The sequence below is a fragment of the Pseudomonas sp. LBUM1657 genome, from assembly GCF_059716075.1.
This window is the reverse complement of sequence record NZ_CP166799.1, coordinates 6,077,948-6,100,673: the sequence shown is the minus strand read 5'-3', so window position 1 is coordinate 6,100,673 and position 22,726 is coordinate 6,077,948. Positions and strand designations below refer to the sequence as shown.

The following is a 22,726-nucleotide window of genomic DNA, read 5'->3' as shown; positions in this document are numbered from 1 at the left end:
CGTCAGCACTGCCAATTGATTTCTCAAGTCGACCATTACCCTAACCGTAACGATCCAACACTCTGCTTGATTGATGCCCAGTCCCGAACGCTCCTAAGGTGACCCCACGACAGCGAACCCGTGGAGTGGTCATGACAACAACAATATCCCCCGACTCGCGATGGACGCGGCGGCGCAGCGAGAAGCAGCGGCGTCTGGCGCAGGTAGCGAGTTTCGCCGACGGTGTGGTGTTGCCCACCGACAAGATCGTAGCGGCGCTGGAGGCGTTGATCCTGCCCGGCGACCGTGTGGTGCTGGAGGGCAATAACCAGAAGCAGGCGGATTTTCTTTCCCGCTCCCTGGCCAAGGCCGATCCGGCGAAACTGCATGATCTGCACATGATCATGCCCAGCGTCGGTCGCTCCGAGCATCTGGACCTGTTCGAACGCGGCATCGCCCGCAAGCTCGACTTTTCCTTCGCCGGCACCCAGAGCCTGCGCATTAGCCAGTTGCTGGAAGACGGCCTGCTGGAAATCGGCGCGATCCACACTTACATCGAGCTCTATGCACGCCTGGTGGTCGACCTGATTCCCAATGTCGTGCTCTCGGCCGGTTTCATGGCCGACCGCGCCGGCAACATCTACACCGGCCCGAGCACCGAAGACACGCCGGCATTGATCGAACCGGCGGCCTTCAGCGACGGCATCGTCATCGTCCAGGTCAACCAATTGGTGGACGATGTCAGCGAGCTGCCTCGCGTCGACATTCCGGCATCCTGGGTCGATTTCGTGGTGGTGGCCGACAAGCCGTTCTACATCGAACCGCTGTTCACCCGCGACCCACGGCACATCAAGCCCGTGCACGTGTTGATGGCGATGATGGCGATCCGCGGGATCTACGAAAAACACAACGTCCAGTCCTTGAACCACGGCATCGGTTTCAACACCGCAGCCATCGAATTGATCCTGCCAACCTACGGCGAATCCCTCGGCCTCAAGGGCAAGATCTGCCGCAACTGGACGCTCAATCCGCACCCGACGCTCATCCCGGCCATCGAAAGCGGCTGGGTCGAAAGCGTGCATTGCTTCGGCACGGAACTGGGGATGGAAAACTACATCGCCGCGCGGCCCGACGTGTTCTTCACCGGGCGCGACGGCTCCCTGCGCTCCAACCGGATGTTCTGCCAACTGGCCGGCCAGTACGCGGTGGACCTGTTCATCGGCGCCACGCTGCAAGTCGATGGCGACGGCCATTCCTCCACCGTGACTCGTGGACGCCTGGCCGGTTTCGGTGGTGCGCCGAACATGGGCCACGACCCGCGCGGTCGCCGCCACGGCACGCCGGCCTGGCTCGACATGCGTCACGGCGATGCGCCCGAAGCATTGCTCGAACGCGGCAAAAAACTCGTGGTGCAAATGGTCGAGACCTTCCAGGAGGGCGGTAAACCGACCTTCGTCGAAACCCTCGATGCGGTGGAAGTGGCGAAGAAAAGCGGCATGCCGCTGGCGCCGATCATGATCTACGGCGACGACGTCACTCATTTGCTCACCGAAGAAGGCATCGCCTATTTATACAAAGCGCGTTCGCTGGAAGAGCGCCAGGCAATGATCGCCGCCGTCGCCGGGGTCACTGTCATCGGGCTGCGTCATAACCCGAAAGACACCGCGCGCATGCGCCGCGAAGGCCTGATCGCCTTGCCCGAAGACCTCGGCATCCGTCGCACCGACGCCACCCGCGAATTGCTCGCGGCTAAAAGCGTGGCCGATCTGGTGGAGTGGTCCGGTGGCCTCTACAACCCGCCTGCCAAGTTCAGGAGCTGGTAATGCACGCATTCAACCTGCAACCGAAAACATTAACCCTGGCCGAACGGCTGGCGGACCTGGCGGTGGACGCGCTGATCGACGAGGCGGACCTGTCACCAAAACCGGCACTGGTCGACCGTCGCGGCAATGGCGCGCATACCGACTTGCACCTCGGGCTGATGCACGCTTCGGCGTTGTCCCTGTGGCCGGCGTTCAAGGCAATGGCGGAGGCGGCCATCGAGTTCGGCGAAATCGCTTTGCCGCTTCGTGAAGCCGTTGGGCAAATGGGTCGTGAAGGCGAGCAGGCAATGCTCGTCACCACCAATGGCGTGAACACTCATCGCGGCGCGATCTGGGCCTTGGGTTTGTTGGTCGCTGCTGTTGCGCTGGAACCTGAATCCACCGCCGCCAGTTCCATCACGTTGCGCGCTGCACGGCTGGCGCTGCTTGATGATCGATACGCGCCGCGCCCGTTCAGTCACGGCGCGCAAGTCGCCCAGCGCTACGGCGCACGCGGTGCCCGTGAAGAAGCGCAACTGGGTTTCCCGGCCGTGATTCAACGCGCGCTGCCGCAGCTCAAAAGCAGCCGCGCCGCCGGCCATGGCGAGCAGAACGCCCGGCTCGATGCCTTGCTGGCGATCATGACGAATCTGTCCGACACCTGCGTGCTCTACCGCGCCGGTGAAGAAGGCCTGCACACCATGCAACTCGGCGCCCAAGCCGTGCTCGATGCGGGCGGCAGTGCCAGCCTGGCCGGTCGCCGCCGCTTGCATGAGCTGGACCAACAATTAATCGCATTGAATGCCTCACCCGGCGGCGCTGCGGACTTGCTCGCAGCCTGCCTGTTCATCGACCGTATCGAGTCAGGCGACGGCCTCATCCAGGGAGCTTTCTGATGGAAACCTTATCCTTTGAATTCCCCGCCGGGCAGCCGCCACGGGGCCGGACGCTGGTGGGCTGTGTCGGCTCGGGCGATCTGGAAGTGCTGATCGAACCGGGTCAGGCCGGCAAGCTGACGATCACGGTGCAGACCTCGGTCAACGGCGCCGAACAACGCTGGCAGCATCTGTTTGCGCGGATGTTCGACGGTCAGACACCGCCGGCCATGGCCATCGATATTCATGATTTCGGCGCGACCCCCGGCGTGGTGCGTTTGCGTCTGGAACAGGGCTTCGAGGAGATCGGCCATGACTGATCTCCTCCAGCCATCCCTACAAAGACGCAGCTTCGTCGAACTCGGCGCCCGGCAACGGGCGAAAGCCTTGCTCGATGCCGGCACCTTCCGCGAACTGCTCGACCCCTTTCAGCGCGTCATGTCGCCATGGCTGTCGCGCCAGGGCGTGGTGCCGCAGGCCGATGACGGCGTGGTGATCGCCAAGGGCAGCATCGGCGGTTTGCCAGTGATGATCGCCGCCATCGAAGGCGCATTTCAGGGCGGTAGCCTCGGCGAAGTCGGCGGGGCGAAAATTGCCGGCGCGCTGGAACTGGCCGCTGAAGACAACCGCAAAGGGGTTCCCACTCGCGCAGTGTTGCTGCTGGAAACCGGTGGCGTGCGTTTGCAGGAAGCCAACCTCGGGCTGGCGGCGATCGCCGATATCCATGCGGCGATTGTCGATCTGCGCCAATACCAGCCAGTGGTCGGCGTGGTGGCTGGCAGCGTCGGTTGCTTTGGCGGCATGTCGATTGCCGCGGGGTTGTGCAGCTATTTGCTGGTAACTCAGGAAGCGCGGCTTGGCCTGAACGGTCCGCAAGTGATCGAACAGGAAGCCGGGCTTGAAGAGTACGACTCCCGCGACCGCCCATTCATCTGGAGCCTGACCGGTGGCGAGCAACGCTTTGCCAGTGGTTTGGTGGATCGCTACGTCGCCGACGATGTGGCGCAGATTCAGCAGCAGGTCAGTGAACTGCTCAAACAGGGTTTGCCCGCACAACAACGTAGCCGACAAGCCGAACTGTTCCTGCAACGGCTGGCCCGCCTGGACACCGAGCCGCAAATCGAGGCGTCGACGGTTCGCGATCTGTATCAAGGAGAGCGCTCATGAGCACGTATTCCCTGAGAGGTTTGAACTGGTTCAACGCCTTGAGTGCCGACGCCAAACCGGTCGATGGCTTGCCGGCTTCGTTGAAGGTTGCCGACGGTGCGTTGGGTGGCCAGCCTGTTCGGTTTATCGCGGTGGTGGCTGATCCCGACAATCGTTTTGTCCGCGCTCGTAATGGCGAGGTTGGTTTGCTGGAAGGTTGGGGCTTGGCCAAGGCGGTGGATGAAGTCATTGCGGCGGATAACGACAAGCCGCACAAACGCGCGTTGATCGCCATCGTTGATGTACCCAGCCAGGCTTACGGTCGGCGCGAAGAAGCCCTCGGCATTCATCAGGCCTTGGCCGGTGCCGCAGACAGTTATGCCCGCGCCCGCCTGGCCGGCCACGCAGTGATCGGTTTGCTGGTGGGCAAAGCGATGTCCGGGGCGTTTCTCGCTCATGGGTATCAAGCCAATCGGCTGATCGCCCTGCGCGATCCGGGCGTGATGGTTCATGCGATGGGCAAGGCGTCGGCGGCGCGGGTGACCTTGCGCAGTGTCGAAGAACTCGAAGCCCTGGCTGCAAGCGTGCCGCCAATGGCCTATGACATCGACAGCTATGCCAGTCTTGGTTTGCTTTGGGAAACCTTGTCGGTGGAACAAATCGAGCAACCGACAGTGGCTGATCTGACACGGGTGACTGAATGCCTGAGTCTCGCGATGAGCGATGTCGCCGCGAAGGGCCGTGACCTGAGCAGCCGCTTGGGCGCCACCAATCGCGCAGCATCGAGCAAGGTTCGCCAACTGCTGAGAGAGCAGTGGTGAACGCGTTTCTGGCCCACGACCTGCTCTGGGGGATGACCCCGGAGCAGCTACCTGCGGACGCGCCTTCGTGGGTGGTGGAGTCGATCAGCGCAGGTCAGCCGGTGGTGGTTCGGCGTGCGTTGACGGCGCCGGATCAGATCGCAGTGGGCGTGCGTGGACGTTTGCGTGAGCAGCGTTATGCGACGTCGATGGCGTTCGCTGGGATATCGCGTTGCGTGCGGCCGGAAGAACTCTGCCATGTCGAGACGATTCGCGACTTGCCGGCACTTCAGGCCCTGGTGCAACTGCGGCCCATGCTCGACGCCTGCGGTTGGATTTGGGGTGTCAGCGGCAGTGCCGGTTTCGAGTTGGCCAGCGGTTTTACGGCGTTGCACGAGCGCAGCGATCTCGATCTGATTCTGCGTACACCGCAACCGTTGGACCGTGCTCAGGCGCATAAAATGGTGAAGCTTCTCGATGCAGCTCTCTGCCAGGTGGACATGCAGTTGCAGACTCCATTCGGTGCAGTCGCTTTGCGCGAATGGGCCAGTTCTGCACCTCGGGTTTTGCTGAAAAGTGCGAGCAAAGCCTGCCTGGTGATCGATCCCTGGAACCCCCGGGAGCAAGCAGCATGAGCAGCCTGCTGGTATTCCCCGGTCAGGGCGCGCAGCAGCCGGGCATGCTCCATCGTTTGCCTCGGGAAACGGTGAACGAGGCAAGTGAAGTCCTCGGGGAAGACGCTTTGCTTCTGGATTCTGCCGAGGCGCTGAAGTCGACGAGGGCGGTTCAACTGTGCCTGTTGATTGCCGGCGTTGCCGCTTCACGGCAGTTGTTGTCGGCGGCGGATTACGTCGCCGGACTGTCCATCGGCGCCTACCCAGCGGCGGTGGTGGCCGGTGCCTTGAGTTTCAGCGATGCGCTGTATCTGGTCAGCCTGCGCGGAGAATTGATGCAGCAGGCTTATCCACAAGGCTACGGGATGACGGCGATAATCGGCCTCGATTTGGCAACGGTGGAAGGGTTGCTGGCGCAGGTTCACAGCGCCGACACGCCGGTTTACCTGGCCAACATCAACGCCGATAACCAGGTGGTCATCGCCGGTAGCGATGGTGCGATGAAGGCGGTTGCCGAGTTGGCGAAAAGTCATGGTGCCGGTCTGGCCAAACGACTGGCCGTCAGCGTGCCGTCCCACTGCCCGCTGCTGGAAACGCCCGCCAAAACCCTGGCCGAAGCGTTTGCCAAAGTGCAACTGCAAACGCCGACCTTGGGTTACCTGAGCGGCAGTCGCGCCCGGCCCGTTACCCACATCGAAGCGTTGCGCGATGACCTGGCGTTCAACATGTGCCGCGTCGTCGATTGGCGCGGCACCGTGCAAAGCGCCTATGAGCGCGGCGTACGTCTACAGATCGAACTGCCGCCCGGTGCGGTGCTGACCGGGCTGGCGCGCCGGGTGTTCGAGCAGGGCACCGTCATTGCCTTCGACGGAGCGCGACTCGATACCCTGCAGGCGCTGTTGCGTGAGGAGGGAAGCCGCCAACTCTAGATCACCGACTCAGGCGTTCGAACAACAAAAACAACATTCGACGATGCACTTTGAGGATAACAACAATGATTATTTACGGTGTGGCGTTTCTCGCCTTTTGTACCCTGACGGGGATTTTTATCGGCGAGCTGCTCGGCAAGCTAATAGGCATACCGGCCAACGTCGGCGGTGTCGGTATTGCGATGCTGCTGTTGATCGGGCTCGGCAGTTACCTCAACAAAAGCGGCTGGTTCAAAGGTAAAACCGAACAGGGCGTAGAGTTCTGGAGCGCAATTTACATTCCGATTGTCGTTGCCATGGCGGCACAGCAGAATGTTTATGGCGCGCTCAAGGGCGGGCCAATGGCGATTCTGGCGGGAGTGGCTGCAGTCACCATCGCTTTTGCCTTGGTGCCGGTCCTGGTTCGTATCGGTAACAAAGAACCGTCCTCGGTCATTCCTCCTAAGACTGTAGGGTGATCGCCATGTACGAATCGATGATGAAGGTGATTACCGGTTACAGCCTGATCAGTGGCTTTGCGATTGTCGGCGTGACCATGTGGGTGTCCTACTGGATCTCCAATACGTTCACCAAAGGCCGCTTGCACGGCTCGGCCATCGCCATTTTGCTCGGCCTGTTGTTGTCGTATGTCGGTGGTGCGTTGACCGGTGGCCAGAAAGGCGTGGTGGACATCCCGTTGCTGTCCGGGATCGGTCTGCTGGGCGGTGCCATGTTGCGGGATTTCGCCATTGTGGCCACGGCGTTTGGCGTCAGTGTCGATGAGCTAAAACGTGCCGGTTTTGTCGGAGTACTGGCGTTGTTCGTCGGCGTCGGGACGTCGTTCATTGCCGGTGTCGCCGTGGCCATGGCCTTCGGATACACCGATGCGGTAAGCCTGACCACCATTGGTGCCGGGGCCGTGACGTATATCGTCGGTCCGGTAACCGGGGCTGCCATCGGTGCCAGTTCCGAGGTCATGGCGCTGTCGATTGCGGCAGGGTTGATCAAAGCCATTCTGGTGATGGTCATGACGCCGTTCGTGGCGCCAATGATTGGTCTGAACAACCCACGCAGTGCAGTGATCTTCGGGGGCTTGATGGGGACATCCAGCGGTGTGGCGGGCGGGTTGGCGGCCACGGATCCGAAACTGGTGCCTTATGGTTGCCTGACCGCCGCGTTCTACACGGCATTAGGCTGTTTACTCGGGCCTTCGTTGCTGTTTCTGATCATGCGCGGATTAATGGGCTGATATCTTCGAGGGTAAGCCTCGCGCCTGCAGGGGTTGCGTAATCCCTATAAGCGCGAGGTTTGCTCGCGAAGGGCGCTGCGGTATCAAGCCTGGCGGTTGGCATACATCCGGCACTCCGCCAGTAACGCCAACAGATTCGGATCGCGCTCCTTGGCCTTCAGGAACACCACGCCAATGTGCTGCTGCAACCGATACTTTTCCTGCAATGGAATCAGCTTCACCCGGTTCTCATACACCGCCGCAATCCTCCCCGGCAGCAGCGCATAACCCACTCCCGAGCTGACCATGCTCAGCAAGGTGAAGATGTCGTTGACCTGCATCGCCACCTTCGGCTCGAACCCCGCTTGCCTGAACACCCGGTTGCCGTCCTGGTGCGTGGCGAAGCCTTGGGTCAGGGTAATGAACGTCTCGTCGCGGACCTCTGCAAGGTCGACTTCGGTCCGTTGGGCAAACTTCGAATCGGCCGGCGTGGCCAGGAAGATGTCATCGGAAAACAGTGGAATGTGCTCCAGATCCGGGTCGTTCACGCTGTCGTCCAGCGACACCAGAATCGCATCGACTTCCATGTTCTTGAGCTTGTACAACAGGTCGAAATTCGAGCCGAGGATCAGGTCGATATTGAGTTCGCTGCGGCGGATTTTCAGGCCCATGATCAGCTGCGGCACGGTCTTCACCGTCAGCGAATACAGCGAGCCGAGCTTGAAGCGTTCAGCAGAGAACCCGGCGGCTTCGCGGGTCAGGCGCACGGTTTCGACAACGTCCTGAACCAGTTTCTGCGCCCGTTCTTCCAGCACATAAGCGCTTTCCAATGGCGTCAGGTTGCGGCCTTCGTGTTTGAACAGCGGGCAGCGCAGGGCGCTTTCCAGAGAGTGGATCGCACGGTGCACGCTGACGTTGCTGGTCTGCAACTCGGCAGCCGCCCGGGCCAGATTGCCGGTGCGCATGAAGGCCAGGAACACCTCGAGTTTTTTCAGGGTCAACTCTTCATCGATCAGCATGGTGCGGACTCTTATTTGAATGGCTCGATTGTGCACGCATGCAAGCTTTTGCAGGGGCGATTGTGTTCTGAAACATTGCGCTTTTAGTCTCAAGGCCTGAGCCTTGCGCGACGTTGTATCGGATTTTGAGGTGAGCAACACATGTATCACGGGGAACGATTGAACGCCTGGACGCATTTGGTCGGGGCGGTGGCGGCGACTGTCGGGGTGGTGTGGATGCTGGTGATCGCCAGCATGGACGGCAGCCCGTGGAAGATCGTCAGCGTGGCGATTTACGGATTTACCTTGATGGTGCTCTACAGCGCGTCGACCGTTTACCACAGCGTGCGCGGTCGTAAAAAAGCGATCATGCAGAAGGTCGATCACTTTTCGATCTATCTGTTGATCGCCGGCAGCTACACGCCGTTCTGTCTCGTGACTCTGCGCGGGCCGTGGGGTTGGACGTTGTTCGGGATTGTCTGGGGGCTGGCGTTGGTTGGCATCCTGCAAGAGATCAAGCCACGTTCGGAAGCACGGATCCTGTCGATCGTGATTTACGCGGTGATGGGCTGGATCGTGCTGGTGGCGGTCAAACCGTTGTTGGCTGCACTAGGCAGTACCGGGTTTGCCTGGCTGGCGTCGGGCGGGGTGCTGTACACCTTCGGGATTGTCTTTTTTGCGCTTGATCAACGCATGCGTCATGCCCACGGCATCTGGCATTTGTTCGTGATTGCCGGGAGTTTGCTGCACTTTGTGGCGATTATGTTTTATGTCCTTTAGACCGAGGTGCGGCCATTCGCGAGCAAGCCCGCTCCCACACTGGATTTGTGAACGACACAGATCAAATGTGGGAGCGGGCTTGCCCGCGAAGAGGCCCTAGAAGTCACCCCACAACTGCTGGGCAACCGCCAACGCAACAACCGGCGCAGTCTCTGTACGCAACACCCGAGGGCCAAGGCGGGCGGAATGAAACCCGGCAGACTGAGCCTGCTCAACCTCAGCATCCGACAACCCACCCTCCGGCCCGATCAAGAACGCCAAAGTCCCAGGCTTGGCATGACTCACCAACGGCTCGGCCACCGGATGCAGTACCAGCTTCAAATCAGCCTCGGTGTGTTTCAACCAATCTGCCAACAGCAGCGGCGGATGAATCACCGGCACCCGTGAACGCCCGCACTGCTCGCAAGCGCTGATCGCCACCTGACGCCAGTGCATCAGGCGTTTGTCGGCGCGCTCATCCTTCAAGCGGACTTCGCAGCGGTCGGTAAAAATCGGGGTGATTTCGGTGACGCCCAGCTCGGTGGCTTTCTGAATGGCCCAGTCCATCCGCTCGCCACGGGACAGGCCCTGGCCGAGATGGATCTGCAGCGGCGACTCGACCTGGCCGATGAAGCTCTCATCGATCTGCACCACCACGCGTTTCTTGCCGACCTCCACCAACGTGCCGCGAAACTCATGGCCCGAGCCGTCGAACAGTTGCACCGCATCACCCTCGGCCATGCGCAGCACACGGCCGATGTAATGGGCTTGGGCTTCGGGCAACTCGTGTTCGCCGGTGCTCAAGGGGGCGTCGATAAAGAAGCGGGACAGTCTCATGCTGGGTCTCTGTAATTCATGTGTAGGTCATGGCGACGCCTTCGCGAGCAGGCTCGCTCCCACAGGGAACTCGGTCTACTGTGGGAGCGAGCCTGCTCGCGAAGGCGTCAGCGCTGACGCAACGAAAGCTTAAGTGAAATCAATCAGCCCGGATCACGAAAGCCCGGATGAAAGTCCTTCGGCACCGAAACACTGACGCTATCGCGAGTCGCGATGTCGATGCCTTCACTGGCCACCTCGGCCAGGAAATCGATCTGCTCCGGGGTGATCACGTACGGCGGCAGGAAATACACCACGCTGCCCAACGGTCGAAGTAAAGCACCGCGCTCCAAAGCGTGCTGGAACACTTTCAAGCCACGACGTTCCTGCCACGGATAGGCTTCCTTGGTGGCCTTGTCCTTGACCATCTCGATGGCCAGCACCATGCCGGTCTGGCGCACCTCCGAAACGTTCGGGTGATCGGCCAGGTGCGCGGTGGATGTGGCCATGCGCTGCGCCAGTGCCTTGTTGTTCTCGATGACGTTGTCTTCTTCGAAGATATCCAGCGTCGCCAATGCCGCCGCACAGGCCAGGGGATTGCCCGTGTAGCTGTGGGAATGCAGGAAGGCGCGCAGGGTCGGGTAGTCATCGTAGAAGGCGCTGTAGACGTCTTCGGTGGTCACGCAGGCCGCCAGCGGCAGATACCCGCCGGTCAGGGCCTTCGACAAGCATAGAAAATCCGGGCGGATGCCGGCCTGTTCACAGGCGAACATCGTCCCGGTGCGGCCGAAACCGACGGCGATTTCGTCGTGGATCAGGTGTACGCCGTAACGGTCGCAAGCTTCGCGCAGCAGCTTGAGGTACACCGGGTGGTACATGCGCATGCCGCCGGCGCCCTGGATCAGCGGCTCGACGATCACCGCAGCCACGGTGTCGTGGTTCTCGGCCAGGGTCTGTTCCATCGCGGCGAACATGTTGCGCGAGTGTTCTTCCCAGCTCATGCCGTCGGGGCGCTGGTAGCAGTCGGGGCTCGGCACCTTGATGGTGTCCAGCAACAGGGCTTTGTAGGTTTCAGTGAACAGCGGCACATCGCCCACCGACATCGCCGCCATGGTCTCGCCGTGGTAGCTGTTGGTCAGGGTGACAAAGCGCTTCTTATTCGGCTGGCCACGGTTGAGCCAGTAGTGGAAGCTCATTTTCAGCGCGACTTCGATGCACGACGAACCGTTATCGGCGTAGAAGCATCGGGTCAGGCCTTCCGGGGTCATCTTCACCAGCCGCTCGGACAACTCGATCACCGGCTGATGACTGAAACCGGCGAGGATCACGTGCTCCAGCTGATCGACCTGATCCTTGATCCGCTGATTGATGCGCGGGTTGGCGTGGCCGAATACGTTGACCCACCAGGAGCTGACCGCGTCGAGGTAGCGTTTGCCTTCGAAGTCTTCCAGCCACACGCCTTCACCGCGCTTGATCGGGATCAGCGGCAGCTGTTCGTGGTCTTTCATCTGGGTGCAGGGGTGCCATAACACCGCGAGATCGCGTTGCATCCACTGATTATTCAGGCCCATGTTCAGTCTCCTCGAGGCGGCTCGCTTGTTTCGCGGGCAAACAATCGCGCAAGCCTATGCAATGCGTCGCTTGGGGACAACCTATTGTGTCGTTTGAACTACTTTGTATAGGGCGAGAGACGTTGCTGGCGGGCGTCTGAAGCCTGACGTATCCTTCGCGGTTCTTTGAGTCGTCTGACTCGTAAAACCGCTATTTCCTTGTGTATTTCCGGAGTTCTCTGAATGTCTGCTGGTTGGCTGCGCGCCTGTGCGCTGGTGATGTTGGGGCTGTTCAGCGTGTCTGCGCTGGCCAAGGATAAAACCGCGATCGTGATTGGCGGTGGGTTGTCAGGCCTCACGGCGGCTTACGAGCTGCAGAACAAAGGTTGGCAGGTCACCCTGCTGGAAGCCAAACCGAGCCTGGGCGGACGCTCCGGCATGGCCACCAGCGAGTGGATCGGCAACGACAAGACCCAACCGGTTTTGAACAAGTACGTCTCGACTTTCAAGCTGAGCACCACGCCGGCCCCTGAATTCGTGCGGACCCCAAGCTACCTGATCGACGGCGAGTATTTCACCGCGGCCGATCTGGCCACCAAGCAACCGGCCACCAGCGACGCGCTCAAGCGCTACGAAACGACCCTGGATGATCTGGCGCGCTCGATCGAAGACCCGCAGAACCCGTCGGCCAACAGCACGCTGCACGCCCTGGACCAGATCAACGTGTCCAACTGGCTCGATCGCCTGTCGTTGCCACCCACGGCCCGTCAATTGGTGAATCAGCAGATTCGTTCCCGTTACGACGAACCTTCGCGCCTGTCGTTGTTGTACTACGCGCAACAGAGCCGGGTTTACCGTGGCGTTTCCGACCGCGACCTGCGCGCTTCGCGTCTGCTCGGCGGTAGCCCGGTATTGGCTCAGGCCTTTGTCAAACAACTGAAAACCATCAAGACCAGCTCCCCGGTCTCGGCCATTATCCAGGACAAGGACGGCGTGACCGTCAAGGTCGGCAGCGTCGGCTATCAGGCTGACTACGTCGTGGTAGCCGTGCCGTTGCGCGCACTGAACAAGATCCAGATGACCCCGGCGCTGGACGCCCAGCACCTGGGCGCGATCAAGGGTACCAACTACGGCTGGCGCGACCAGATCATGCTGAAGTTCAAGACGCCGGTGTGGGAAAGCAAGGCGCGCATGTCCGGCGAGATCTACAGCAACACGGGTCTGGGCATGTTGTGGGTTGAACCGGCTCTGAAGGGTGGCGCCAACGTGGTGATCAACCTGTCCGGCGACAACGCGCGCGTGATGCAGGCCTTCGGCGACAAGCAGATGGCCGATCAGGTGTTGATCCGTCTGCACGCGTTTTATCCACAGGCGCGCGGCTCGTTCACCGGTTATGAAATCCGCCGCTACAGCACCGACCCGTCGATGGGCGGCGCTTACCTGGCCTTCGGCCCGGGCCAGATCAGCAAGTACTGGCGCTTGTGGGAACGCCCTCTGCAGCGTGTAGCCTTCGCTGGCGAACACACCGACACCTTGTACCCAGGCACCCTGGAAGGCGCATTGCGCACCGGCCAGCGTGCAGCCAGTCAGGTGGAAGACCTGGCGGCGGGCAAGTCGTTTGAACCGGCGAAAGTTGTTCCCGCGGCGGCGGCTGTTGCCGCCGGCGCGGTGGCGGCGAAGAAAGGCAACTTCTTCACCAACCTGTTCGGTGGATCTGACGACAAACCGGAACCGGCCAAGAAGCCTGAACCCGTGGCTCCGGTTGCTCCTGCACCGGCTCCAGTGGCTCCGACCCCGGCGCCAGCCCCGGTCGAGGCGCCCAAGCCTGCAGCACCGGTAAAAGCCGAGCCAGCGAAAAAAGCCCCGGTAAAAGCGCCGGTGAAAAAGCCTGCTGCCAAAACCGAGGCTAAAAAGGCCCCGGTAAAAGCCCCGGCGAAAAAAGCTGAACTGGCGAAGAAGCCAGTGGCCAAACCGGCTGCGACTACTGAGACCAAGGTTCAGTAACGTTCAGGCGTAAAAAAGCGCGGCCCGAGGGTCGCGCTTTTTTTGCTCATCCGATTGCCGTCCTACAGGATTTAGCGGTGGGTCAGATATTTCTCACAAGATAATCAGAAACAAATGATTGATAGTGCGTGAACTACAAACCTATGCTCTTCAAGAAATTTGGAGGGTATATGAAGGCGCTAGTAGCAGTAATGGTAGTAATCGTACTTTCTGGTTGTGTAAGTGGTGAGTTCTTTCCTAAAGGGTATGGCAACCGACTGGCTTATAAATGTCAGATTGATCCGTACTATTATGAATGCCTGAATCCACCTCCAGTCTTCAAAAATTAATGAGCAACTAAGTTGCCAGGAACTATTAGAGAGGGCCGAGCGAAAACTTCCATGTCTTAATCTCCGTTCCATCTTCTAGTACTCTGGTGAACCTTTCCTTTGCCTTTGGAATACGACCAGGGACGAAGCCAAAGCGAGCCCAGCACAGATTTCCCGTACGCTGATCGTAAATGACCAAATTCCCGTCATCTTGAATAACCATACATGTGTTGTACCAAAGCGATTTATCAGTGCTGTGAGTGCTCTCAGCAATCCATAACCGCCTTTTGGATGGATCATAAAGAAAGCCACTATTGCTGATCACAAACTGCAAAGGCTCACGCATTCTTTTCCGATACAAGGTTCGGCTATATATCTGATTACCATCTGCAATCCAGACTACAGCTTCACCCTCCTTAATAACCAGGTTTCCGTCAGCTTGCAATACCAATCGAAATCGCCCGTTCGCGGACATGAGGTGCTGCCCCGGCGACATCGTTTGATTGGGAGGTAATACCGGTGAACCGCTTGATTGAAATGGAGTAGTAGCAGCGGCCATGTTTTTTACCTTAATCAATGAGTTGTCGAGCCCTCATTGAATCAAGTTCAAATACAGAAATGGCCATACATATGTATTACTTTTCTTTAAAAACATTCATCGCAGGTTAGCGTGAAACACAAAAGCAAGCTGCAGCCATTAAGTGCTCTGGATCGGTGAAATCCGAGCCTGCCAAGAAGGCAGCGACCATGGCCCCGGCGAAAAAACTGAACCGGCGAAGAAGCCGGCGGCCAAACCTGCCGAGGCCAAGACGCAGTAAGGCTGTGGAGTGAGCAGAAACGCGGCTCAAGGATCGCGCTATTTTTGCCTGATCAGCCGCTTTCGCGAGCAAGCCCGCTCCCACATTCGATCTGTGGGGTGAACACAATTCATGTCACACAGCAGATCCCCTGTGGGAGCGGGCTTGCTCGCGAAGGCGGCTTGGTAGACACCCACATTTCCCTGGCAGCCCCTAACATCCCGCCTCACTTTCGCCTTTAATCTTTCCTTAACTCACCGCTTTCAGACTCCTTGATCGTATTTCTCGATATTTCAAAGCGAAATTTTCCGCTTTAACTCGATAGATAACTCGATAGTCTTGGTCGCAGTTCTCACAGGATTTGGGCAATGCAGCTTCGTAACTCTTCTTCCCGCTATGGTTGGGTCAGCATCTTCATGCACTGGGGCGTGGCGCTGGCGGTCTTCGGTTTGTTTGCGCTGGGCTTGTGGATGGTCGGGCTCGACTACTACAGCGTCTGGCGCAAAGACGCGCCGGACCTGCACAAGAGCATTGGCCTGGTGCTGTTCGCCGTCATGCTGCTGCGGGTGCTGTGGCGCTACTTCAGCCCGCCGCCTCCGACCTTGCAAAGCTATAGCCGCATGACGCGCCTCGGCGCCAAATTCGGCCATTCGTTTCTGTACCTCGCTTTGTTCGCTGTGATGATTACCGGTTACCTGATTTCCACCGCAGACGGTGTCGGGATTCCGGTGTTTGGCTTGTTTGAAGTGCCTGCGCTGGTTTCCGGACTACCGGACCAGGCAGATACCGCGGGTGTGATTCATTTCTACCTGGCGTGGGCGCTGGTAATTTTTTCCGGTCTCCATGCGTTGGCAGCATTGAAGCACCACTTTATCGATCGTGATGCGACCCTGACGCGAATGCTGGGGCGCAAAGCCTGATGTTCAACCTCGACTCCCAAGGAATAGAAAGCATGTTGAAAAAGACGCTCGCCGCTCTGGCAATCGGTTCTGCTCTGTTGTCCGCTAACGTGATGGCAGCTGACTACGTCGTCGACAAGGAAGGCCAGCACGCCTTCGTTGACTTCAAGATCAGCCACCTGGGTTACAGCTTCATCACCGGCACCTTCAAGGACATTGACGGTAAGTTCAGTTTCGATGCCGCCAAGCCTGAAGCCAGCAAGATCGAGTTCAATGTGAACACCGCCAGCGTGTTCACCAACCACGCCGAACGCGACAAGCACATCGCCAGCGGTGATTTCCTGAATGCGAGCAAATTCGGCAAAGCCACGTTTGTTTCCACCAGCGTCAAATCCACCGGCAAAAACGCCGCGGGTAAGGATACTGCTGATGTGACTGGCGACCTGACACTGCTGGGCGTGACCAAGCCAGTCGTGGTCAAAGCTACATTCCTGGGCGAAGGCAAGGATCCATGGGGCGGCTACCGTGCCGGCTTTGAAGGCACCACCAGCATCAAGCGCTCCGACTTCGGTAAGCAGAAAGACCTGGGCCCACAGTCTGATGCGGTCGAGCTGTACGTTTCGTTTGAAGGTGTTAAAGCGAAGTAACTTTCGCCGCCTGAACAAAAACGCCCCCGATCTTGCGATTGGGGGCGTTTTTTATTGCCTGACGCAATCGACACTGGCAATGAGATCCAGTGTGGGAGCGGGCTTGCTCGCGAATGCGGTGTGTGAGTCGACATGAATGTTAAATGAAAATTCGCCTTCGCGAGCAAGCCCGCTCCCACAGGTTTTCCAGCGCAAAAAAAATGCCCCAGATCGCGAGATCCGGGGCATTTTTTATGGCAGCGCTAAATCAGCGATTGCGAGTCAGCAACGCTGGTTTTTCGCCGCGCGGACGGCCTGGCAGTTGATCCAGTTGCTCAGGTGTCGGGAAACGATCGGTTTTCGACTCCTTGTGGATGATCTTCGGTGCCGGGCCGCGCGGGTTTTGCACGGCGGGTTCCGAACGCGGCTGGTCGTCACTGCGGGCCGGGCGGCGATTGCGCGACTCTTCGCGACGGGCCTGGCCGTCACGTGGAGCACCGTTGCGTGGACCGCTGCGCTTGGCCGGCGGAGTGCCGGTGGTGGCGCCATCGCTGCTGCGCGGACCGCTCGGGCGACCTTGCGGCTTGCCGCTGCGTGGAGCACCAGCGCCTGCAGCCGTACCTTGTGCCGGAGCGCCCGGACGGCGGCCACGGCCCTGAGCAGGTTTGGCTTGAGGAACGTAGTCGACGCGGTTACCGAAGTTATCGATATCGTCGTCCAGGAACTCGTCCGGAGCACGGTCAGCGGCAGCGCGAGGCGCCGGACGCTGCTGCTCGCGAGCCGGAGTGCCTTCGCGTGGCTTGTGTTCACGTGCCGGGCGATCACCACGGCCAGTGGCTGCAGGTTTTTCCTTGCCGCCCTTGTCCTTGCCTTTGTCCTTGCGACCGCCGCCACCACCGGTGCCGTTCGGGCCGTCGCCGCGCGGGCCACGTGGGTTGCGCGGGTTACGCACATCCGGACGCTCGCGAACTTCTGGTTTCTCGGCTTCTACCGCGCTCGAATCGAAGCCCATCAGGTCGCCGTCGGCGATTTTCTGCTTGGTCATGCGCTCGATGCTTTTCAGCAGTTTTTCTTCGTCTGGAGCCACCAGCGAGATCGCCTCGCCCGAGCGACCGGCACGGCCGGTACGACCGATGCGGTGAACGTAATCTTCGTCGACGTTCGGCAGCTCGAAGTTGACCACATGTGGCAACTGGTCGATGTCCAGGCCGCGAGCGGCGATGTCGGTAGCGACCAGGATGCGCACTTCACCGGCCTTGAAGTCGGCCAGGGCTTTGGTCCGCGCGTTCTGGCTCTTGTTGCCATGGATGGCAACGGCGCTCAGGCCGTGTTTGTCCAGGTACTCGGCCAGGCGGTTGGCGCCGTGCTTGGTGCGGGTGAACACCAGCACCTGTTCCCAGGCGCCGGCAGTGATCAGGTGCGCCAGCAGCGAACGCTTGTGGCTGGAAGCCAGGCGGAATACGCGCTGTTCGATGCGCTCGACCGTGGTGTTCGGCGGCGTGACTTCGATGCGTTCCGGGTTGTGCAGCAGCTTGCCGGCGAGGTCGGTGATGTCTTTGGAGAAGGTCGCCGAGAACAGCAGGTTCTGGCGTTTGCTCGGCAGACGGGCGAGGACCTTTTTCACGTCATGGACGAAGCCCATGTCGAGCATGCGGTCGGCTTCGTCCAGCACGAGGATTTCCACGTGGGACAGATCGACGCTGCCTTGGCCGGCGAGGTCGAGCAGGCGGCCGGGGCAGGCCACCAGCACGTCAACACCACGGGACATGGCCTGAACCTGTGGGTTCATGCCGACGCCGCCGAAGATGCAGGCGCTGACGAATTTCAGGTCACGGGCATAAACCTTGAAGCTTTCATGCACCTGGGCCGCGAGCTCGCGAGTAGGGGTCAGGACCAGTACGCGCGGTTGGCGCGGGCCGTGACGCTGGGATTTGTCCGGGTGACCGCCCGGAAACAACCGCTCCAGGATCGGAAGGGCGAAGCCGCCGGTTTTACCAGTACCTGTCTGTGCCGCGACCATCAGGTCGCGACCTTGCAACACGGCGGGAATAGCCCGCTGTTGCACCGGAGTAGGCTCGGTATAGCCCGCTGCCTCGATGGCGCGGACTAAAGCCTCGGAGAGACCGAGGGAAGCAAAGGACATGAGTAATCCTGTTTTAGTTAGGGCTTGGCCCAATGGGAGTCTTGCCTGGCGCGAATGGCGTTTAAGGGGACGCAATCCCGTCCGGTCCTGCTGGGCCTCGAAGGCTCATCTGGAGCGCTCGCGCGGGCTGAAAAGCTGCGCTGTAGCGGGGTCGAGATGCCTTGAACGAGTCCGAGCGTCCGGGCGTGAGCCTGGCGGGAAGGCCGGAGTATAACAGAGCAATCACTGCGCGCCGCTTTCCTGCTGCTCAACGGTTTTTTCGGCGGCCGCCGTGGCTCTTGCGGTCTTCGCGCCGGTCGCCGGGTTGGCGCCATAACGGGCACTCAATTCAGCGTAGGCGGGCTCGCGCTTGAAGCGTTTGAGTTCGGCGCCGAAGCGCTGGACCAACAAATCCATGCCGGCATTGCGGCGCACGGCCAAAAACTGGCTCTGCTGGCTGATGACTGTGGGGTTCTCGGTGATCTTGTCGCGGATGTTCAACTCGTCGAGCAAATACTGGCCCACCCGGCGATCGGTGATCAGCAGGTCGATCCGCCCGCGTACCAGTTTGCCGAAGTTGGCTTCGTGACTCGGGGCCGGTTCACGGGTGAACAGCGTCGATTCCCTGAAATCCTCGCTATAGAGGTAGCCCGGCGAGGTGCCAATGGTCAGGCCGCGCAGTTCGTCGAGGGTGCGGAACGGATGGGGCCTTTCATTGGCGTAGAACATCACGAACTCGACTTCCGAGAGCGGTTCGCTGGGGTAGAGCAGGGTCGCGTCGCGCTCATCGCTGTGGAAAATGTCGAGCGCGCCGTCCGCCTGACCCTGTTCAAGCATCGACAGGCAGCGCTTCCAAGGCAGGAACTGCCATTCCACTTCGATGCCCAGGCGTTTGAAGACAATGGCCGTGGTTTCGTAGTCCAGGCCCAGGGATTTGCCGTTCTCCTCATACACGTACGGCGCCCACGGTTCAGTGACAATGCGCAGCTTCTCGCCCCGGGCGGCAAAGCTCAGGCAAGTAAAAAGAAACACGGTCAGTAACTGCGCGATCAAAGGCATGGCTTGAGATTACGACGAGAAACCGGAAAGAGCCAGAAACAGGATCCAGAAGCTCTATCTCCGTATGTTGCTGCACAATAAAAGTGCGTTAAAAGCAAAAGATCGCAGCCTTCGACAGCTCCTGCAAAGGTACGTATTCCAATGCAGGAGCTGTCGAAGGTTGCGATCTTTTGATCTTGCTTGTAACGGCTTTTAGCGCGGCAACTTCAGGTTGTTCCACACCGCCAGGCTCGGGTCGGCCTGGTTCAGTGTGTAGAAGTGCAGCCCGGGAGCGCCACCCTGCAGCAGGCGTTCGCACATCTCGGTGATGACTTGCTCACCAAAGCCTTGAATGCTCTGGGTGTCGTCGCCGTAGGCTTCCAGCTGCTTGCGGATCCAGCGCGGGATTTCCGCACCGCAGGCGTCGGAGAAGCGGGCCAGCTTGCTGTAGTTGGTGATCGGCATGATTCCCGGCACGATCGGGATGTTCACGCCCATCGCCTGTACACGCTCGACGAAGTAGAAGTAGCTGTCGGCGTTGAAGAAGTACTGGGTGATCGCGCTGTTGGCGCCGGCGTTGGCCTTGCGCACGAAATTGGTGAGATCGTCCTCGAAGTTGCGCGCTTGCGGATGCATTTCCGGGTAGGCGGCGACTTCGATGTGGAAATGATCGCCGGTCTCTTCACGAATGAATTCAACCAGATCATTGGCGTGACGCAGTTCACCACTGGCCATGCCCATGCCCGAAGGCAGGTCGCCACGCAGGGCAACGATACGGGTGATGCCCGCGGCCTTGTATTGAGTCAGCAGGCTGCGCAAGTCGTTCTTGCTGTCGCCAACGCAAGACAAATGCGGTGCGGCAGGGATTTTGACTTCGCTTTCGAGCTGCAACACGGTGTTGATGGTGCGATCACGGGTCGAACCGCCAGCGCCATAGGTGCAGGAGAAGAAGTCGGGGTTGTACGTAGCCAGCTGACGAGCAGTGGCGAGCAGCTTTTCATGCCCGGCATCGGTCTTCGTAGGGAAGAACTCGAAGCTGTAGCGACGGTCTTGGGACATAGTCATATCCTTGGAAACGCGTAAGCCTGGGAGGCTTGCACTACCCATGTGGGAGCGGGCTTGCTCGCGAAGGCGTCAGCACATCCACCATCAATGTCGACTGAAACACCGCTTTCGCGAGCAAGCCTGCTCCCACAGGGAGAGCAGGCGGCAGGACCGATCAGTAGCGGTAAGCGTGCGGCTTGAACGGGCCTTCGACGGTCACGCCGATGTAGTCGGCCTGAGTCTTGGTCAGTTGAGTGACCACGCCGCCGAAGCCACGGACCATTTCCAGGGCCACTTCTTCGTCGAGTTTCTTCGGCAGTACTTCAACCGTCAGGCGCTCGGCTTTTTGGGCTGGCGACAGGTCGGCGTACTTCTGGCCGAACAGGAAGATCTGCGCCAGAACCTGGTTGGCAAACGAACCGTCCATGATGCGGCTTGGGTGGCCAGTGGCGTTGCCCAGGTTAACCAGACGGCCTTCGGCCAGCAGGATCAGGTAGTCGTCGTTCTGGGCGTCGAACGCGCCAGCACCGGTACGGTGAATCTTGTGAACCTGTGGCTTCACTTCTTCCCATGCCCAGTTCTTGCGCATGAAAGCGGTGTCGATTTCGTTGTCGAAGTGGCCGATGTTGCAGACAACAGCGCGCTTCTTCAGGGCCTTGAGCATGTTTGCGTCGCAAACATTGACGTTGCCGGTGGTGGTCACGATCAGGTCGATCTTGCCCAGCAGTGCTTTGTCGATGCTTTCTTCAGTACCGTTGTTGATACCGTCGATGAACGGCGAAACCAGCTCGTAGCCGTCCATGCAGGCTTGCATGGCGCAGATCGGGTCGACTTCGGAGACTTTAACGATCATGCCTTCCTGACGCAGGGACTGAGCGGAACCCTTGCCCACGTCACCGTAGCCAATCACCAGCGCTTGCTTGCCGGACAGCAGGTGGTCGGTGCCGCGCTTGATCGCGTCGTTCAGGCTGTGACGGCAGCCGTACTTGTTGTCGTTCTTGCTCTTGGTCACCGAGTCGTTGACGTTGATGGCCGGGATTTTCAGCTCGCCCTTGGCCAGCATGTCCAGCAGGCGGTGAACGCCAGTGGTGGTTTCTTCGGTGACGCCGTGGACGCGGTCCAGGATCGCCGGGTATTTCTTGTGCAGCAGCTCGGTCAGGTCGCCGCCGTCGTCGAGGATCATGTTGGCATCCCATGGCGCACCATCTTTCAGGATGGTTTGCTCCAGGCACCACTCGTACTCTTCTTCAGTCTCGCCTTTCCAGGCGAAAACCGGGATACCGGCAGCAGCGATGGCGGCAGCGGCCTGGTCTTGAGTCGAGAAAATGTTGCAGGACGACCAGCGTACTTCGGCGCCCAGGGCAACCAGGGTTTCGATCAGCACGGCAGTCTGAATGGTCATGTGGATGCAGCCGAGGATCTTCGCGCCTTTGAGCGGTTGCTCGGCGGAGTACTTGCGGCGCAGACCCATCAGGGCTGGCATTTCGGATTCGGCGATGATGGTTTCACGACGGCCCCAGGCAGCCAGGGACATATCGGCGACTTTGTAATCGTTAAAATCTGCAGGCGTGATAACAGCGCTCATGAAGAGCCTCCATTCGTAATGTATGCGAATGGGCGCCGTTGTGCGTTTAGTGTCTGGTCGATGATGACCAAGCAACGCCCCATCCGAGCCTGACAGGTCGAACCTGCTGCAGCGCCCCTCGGACAGGTGGCGGGAAAACGGTATCAATGGAACGTTACCGTTTTGAAACGGTGGCGATTATAGCCGTGTGAGCGATACTTCCAAAGCGTTTCTGTCAGTCAATGTCTGAACGGTAATCGCGACCATAGTCGATGCTTAATAGAGCTCTAGCGAGGGCTCTGCCATGATGCCGGGCATCAATCGGCAAGACGGTCAGGAGTGAGTATGAATTTCCACACCCGCAAATGGGTAAAACCCGAAGACCTCAACCCCAACGGCACGCTGTTCGGCGGCAGCCTGTTGCGCTGGCTCGACGAAGAAGCGGCGATCTATGCCATCGTCCAGCTGGGTAATCAGCGTGTGGTCACCAAGTACATTTCCGAAATCAACTTCGTCAGCGCCTCGCGACAGGGCGATATCATCGAACTGGGCATCACCGCCACCGAGTTCGGTCGCACCTCGATCACCCTCAAGTGTGAAGTGCGTAACAAGATCACCCGCAAAAGCATCCTGACGGTGGACAAGATTGTCTTTGTCAATCTGGGTGAAGACGGCTTGCCCGCGCCACATGGACAGACCGAGATCAAGTACGTCAAAGACCAGTTCAAGGATGATGGCATCAGCGATTGAGAACGGTGGCGCGCCCTCGCGAGCAAGCCCGCTCCCACATGGGATCTCCAAACGACCGAGATCCAATGTGGGAGCGGGCTTGCTCGCGAAGGCGGTCTA

General features: G+C 59.7%; 22 protein-coding genes and 1 riboswitch. Of the genes, 14 read left to right on the top strand and 8 right to left on the bottom strand.

Features of this window, described 5'->3' with window-relative positions:
- Window positions 1–131: 131 nt before the first annotated feature.
- The 9 genes from mdcA (at window position 132) to madM (ending at window position 7,373) form a co-directional block, all read left to right on the top strand.
- The gene (gene mdcA, locus ACA055_RS28185; RefSeq protein ID WP_497681521.1) at window positions 132–1,802 is read left to right on the top strand and encodes a malonate decarboxylase subunit alpha; all 1,671 of its coding nucleotides are present in this window, start codon (window positions 132–134) and stop codon (window positions 1,800–1,802) included.
- Window positions 1,802–2,677 carry a triphosphoribosyl-dephospho-CoA synthase gene (locus ACA055_RS28180; protein WP_497681520.1) on the top strand — a complete coding sequence of 292 codons (876 nt, stop codon included), beginning with the start codon at window positions 1,802–1,804 and terminating at the stop codon, window positions 2,675–2,677. The genes mdcA and ACA055_RS28180 overlap by 1 nt, the downstream gene beginning before the upstream one ends.
- Window positions 2,677–2,976 carry a malonate decarboxylase subunit delta gene (locus tag ACA055_RS28175; RefSeq protein WP_497681519.1) on the top strand — a complete coding sequence of 100 codons (300 nt, stop codon included), beginning with the start codon at window positions 2,677–2,679 and terminating at the stop codon, window positions 2,974–2,976. Before ACA055_RS28180 ends, ACA055_RS28175 begins: the two co-directional genes overlap by 1 nt.
- Complete coding sequence (locus ACA055_RS28170) at window positions 2,969–3,823, top strand: biotin-independent malonate decarboxylase subunit beta (protein ID WP_497681518.1); 855 nt, start codon at window positions 2,969–2,971, stop codon at window positions 3,821–3,823. The genes ACA055_RS28175 and ACA055_RS28170 overlap by 8 nt, the downstream gene beginning before the upstream one ends.
- Complete coding sequence (gene mdcE / locus ACA055_RS28165) at window positions 3,820–4,623, top strand: biotin-independent malonate decarboxylase subunit gamma (protein WP_497681517.1); 804 nt, start codon at window positions 3,820–3,822, stop codon at window positions 4,621–4,623. Before ACA055_RS28170 ends, mdcE begins: the two co-directional genes overlap by 4 nt.
- Window positions 4,617–5,237: a malonate decarboxylase holo-ACP synthase gene (locus tag ACA055_RS28160; protein WP_497681516.1), complete on the top strand. Its 621-nt coding sequence runs from the start codon at window positions 4,617–4,619 to the stop codon at window positions 5,235–5,237. Before mdcE ends, ACA055_RS28160 begins: the two co-directional genes overlap by 7 nt.
- Window positions 5,234–6,145: a malonate decarboxylase subunit epsilon gene (gene mdcH / locus ACA055_RS28155; RefSeq protein ID WP_497681515.1), complete on the top strand. Its 912-nt coding sequence runs from the start codon at window positions 5,234–5,236 to the stop codon at window positions 6,143–6,145. Before ACA055_RS28160 ends, mdcH begins: the two co-directional genes overlap by 4 nt.
- Before the next feature lie 65 nt (window positions 6,146–6,210).
- A complete protein-coding gene (gene madL, locus ACA055_RS28150; RefSeq protein ID WP_497681514.1) occupies window positions 6,211–6,603 on the top strand; it encodes a malonate transporter subunit MadL in 393 nt (130 codons plus the stop codon).
- Window positions 6,604–6,608: 5 nt separating this feature from the next.
- Window positions 6,609–7,373 carry a malonate transporter subunit MadM gene (gene madM / locus ACA055_RS28145; RefSeq protein ID WP_497681513.1) on the top strand — a complete coding sequence of 255 codons (765 nt, stop codon included), beginning with the start codon at window positions 6,609–6,611 and terminating at the stop codon, window positions 7,371–7,373.
- A gap of 83 nt (window positions 7,374–7,456) precedes the next feature.
- Here madM and ACA055_RS28140 read toward each other — a convergent pair whose 3' ends face one another.
- Window positions 7,457–8,371, bottom strand: a complete 915-nt coding sequence (locus ACA055_RS28140) for a LysR family transcriptional regulator (protein WP_497681512.1) — start codon at window positions 8,369–8,371, stop codon at window positions 7,457–7,459.
- Window positions 8,372–8,512: 141 nt separating this feature from the next.
- Between ACA055_RS28140 and trhA the strand changes: the two genes are divergently transcribed.
- Window positions 8,513–9,130: a PAQR family membrane homeostasis protein TrhA gene (gene trhA, locus ACA055_RS28135; RefSeq protein ID WP_497681511.1), complete on the top strand. Its 618-nt coding sequence runs from the start codon at window positions 8,513–8,515 to the stop codon at window positions 9,128–9,130.
- A gap of 96 nt (window positions 9,131–9,226) precedes the next feature.
- Here trhA and ACA055_RS28130 read toward each other — a convergent pair whose 3' ends face one another.
- Window positions 9,227–9,946 carry a 16S rRNA (uracil(1498)-N(3))-methyltransferase gene (locus ACA055_RS28130; protein WP_497681510.1) on the bottom strand — a complete coding sequence of 240 codons (720 nt, stop codon included), beginning with the start codon at window positions 9,944–9,946 and terminating at the stop codon, window positions 9,227–9,229.
- Between the two features lie 143 nt (window positions 9,947–10,089).
- Window positions 10,090–11,496 (bottom strand): adenosylmethionine--8-amino-7-oxononanoate transaminase, encoded by a 1,407-nt coding sequence (locus tag ACA055_RS28125; protein WP_497681509.1) that lies wholly within the window; start codon window positions 11,494–11,496, stop codon window positions 10,090–10,092.
- A 222-nt stretch (window positions 11,497–11,718) separates the two neighbouring features.
- Between ACA055_RS28125 and ACA055_RS28120 the strand changes: the two genes are divergently transcribed.
- A complete protein-coding gene (locus ACA055_RS28120; protein ID WP_497681508.1) occupies window positions 11,719–13,479 on the top strand; it encodes an FAD-dependent oxidoreductase in 1,761 nt (586 codons plus the stop codon).
- A 354-nt stretch (window positions 13,480–13,833) separates the two neighbouring features.
- Here ACA055_RS28120 and llpB read toward each other — a convergent pair whose 3' ends face one another.
- Window positions 13,834–14,346, bottom strand: coding sequence for a lectin-like bacteriocin LlpB (gene llpB, locus ACA055_RS28115; RefSeq protein WP_497681507.1), 513 nt, complete (start codon window positions 14,344–14,346; stop codon window positions 13,834–13,836).
- Between the two features lie 606 nt (window positions 14,347–14,952).
- Between llpB and ACA055_RS28110 the strand changes: the two genes are divergently transcribed.
- Both ACA055_RS28110 and ACA055_RS28105 read left to right on the top strand, forming a co-directional pair.
- Complete coding sequence (locus ACA055_RS28110; protein ID WP_497681506.1) at window positions 14,953–15,504, top strand: cytochrome b; 552 nt, start codon at window positions 14,953–14,955, stop codon at window positions 15,502–15,504.
- 32 nt (window positions 15,505–15,536) lie between these two features.
- Window positions 15,537–16,130: a YceI family protein gene (locus ACA055_RS28105; RefSeq protein ID WP_497681505.1), complete on the top strand. Its 594-nt coding sequence runs from the start codon at window positions 15,537–15,539 to the stop codon at window positions 16,128–16,130.
- A 247-nt stretch (window positions 16,131–16,377) separates the two neighbouring features.
- On the opposite strand, the gene rhlE2 is transcribed toward ACA055_RS28105, so the two are convergent.
- From rhlE2 to ahcY, 4 genes are all read right to left on the bottom strand, one after another.
- The gene (gene rhlE2 / locus ACA055_RS28100; RefSeq protein ID WP_497681504.1) at window positions 16,378–18,252 is read right to left on the bottom strand and encodes an RNA helicase RhlE2; all 1,875 of its coding nucleotides are present in this window, start codon (window positions 18,250–18,252) and stop codon (window positions 16,378–16,380) included.
- A gap of 222 nt (window positions 18,253–18,474) precedes the next feature.
- The gene (locus ACA055_RS28095) at window positions 18,475–19,290 is read right to left on the bottom strand and encodes a substrate-binding periplasmic protein (RefSeq protein WP_497681503.1); all 816 of its coding nucleotides are present in this window, start codon (window positions 19,288–19,290) and stop codon (window positions 18,475–18,477) included.
- Window positions 19,291–19,482: 192 nt separating this feature from the next.
- Window positions 19,483–20,328 carry a methylenetetrahydrofolate reductase [NAD(P)H] gene (gene metF, locus ACA055_RS28090; protein WP_497681502.1) on the bottom strand — a complete coding sequence of 282 codons (846 nt, stop codon included), beginning with the start codon at window positions 20,326–20,328 and terminating at the stop codon, window positions 19,483–19,485.
- A 160-nt stretch (window positions 20,329–20,488) separates the two neighbouring features.
- Window positions 20,489–21,898 (bottom strand): adenosylhomocysteinase, encoded by a 1,410-nt coding sequence (gene ahcY, locus ACA055_RS28085; protein WP_497681501.1) that lies wholly within the window; start codon window positions 21,896–21,898, stop codon window positions 20,489–20,491.
- 23 nt (window positions 21,899–21,921) lie between these two features.
- Window positions 21,922–22,024, bottom strand: a riboswitch (S-adenosyl-L-homocysteine riboswitch).
- Between the two features lie 198 nt (window positions 22,025–22,222).
- On the opposite strand from ahcY, the gene ACA055_RS28080 reads away from it, so the two are divergent.
- A complete protein-coding gene (locus ACA055_RS28080) occupies window positions 22,223–22,627 on the top strand; it encodes an acyl-CoA thioesterase (protein WP_497681500.1) in 405 nt (134 codons plus the stop codon).
- Window positions 22,628–22,726 lie beyond the last annotated feature (99 nt).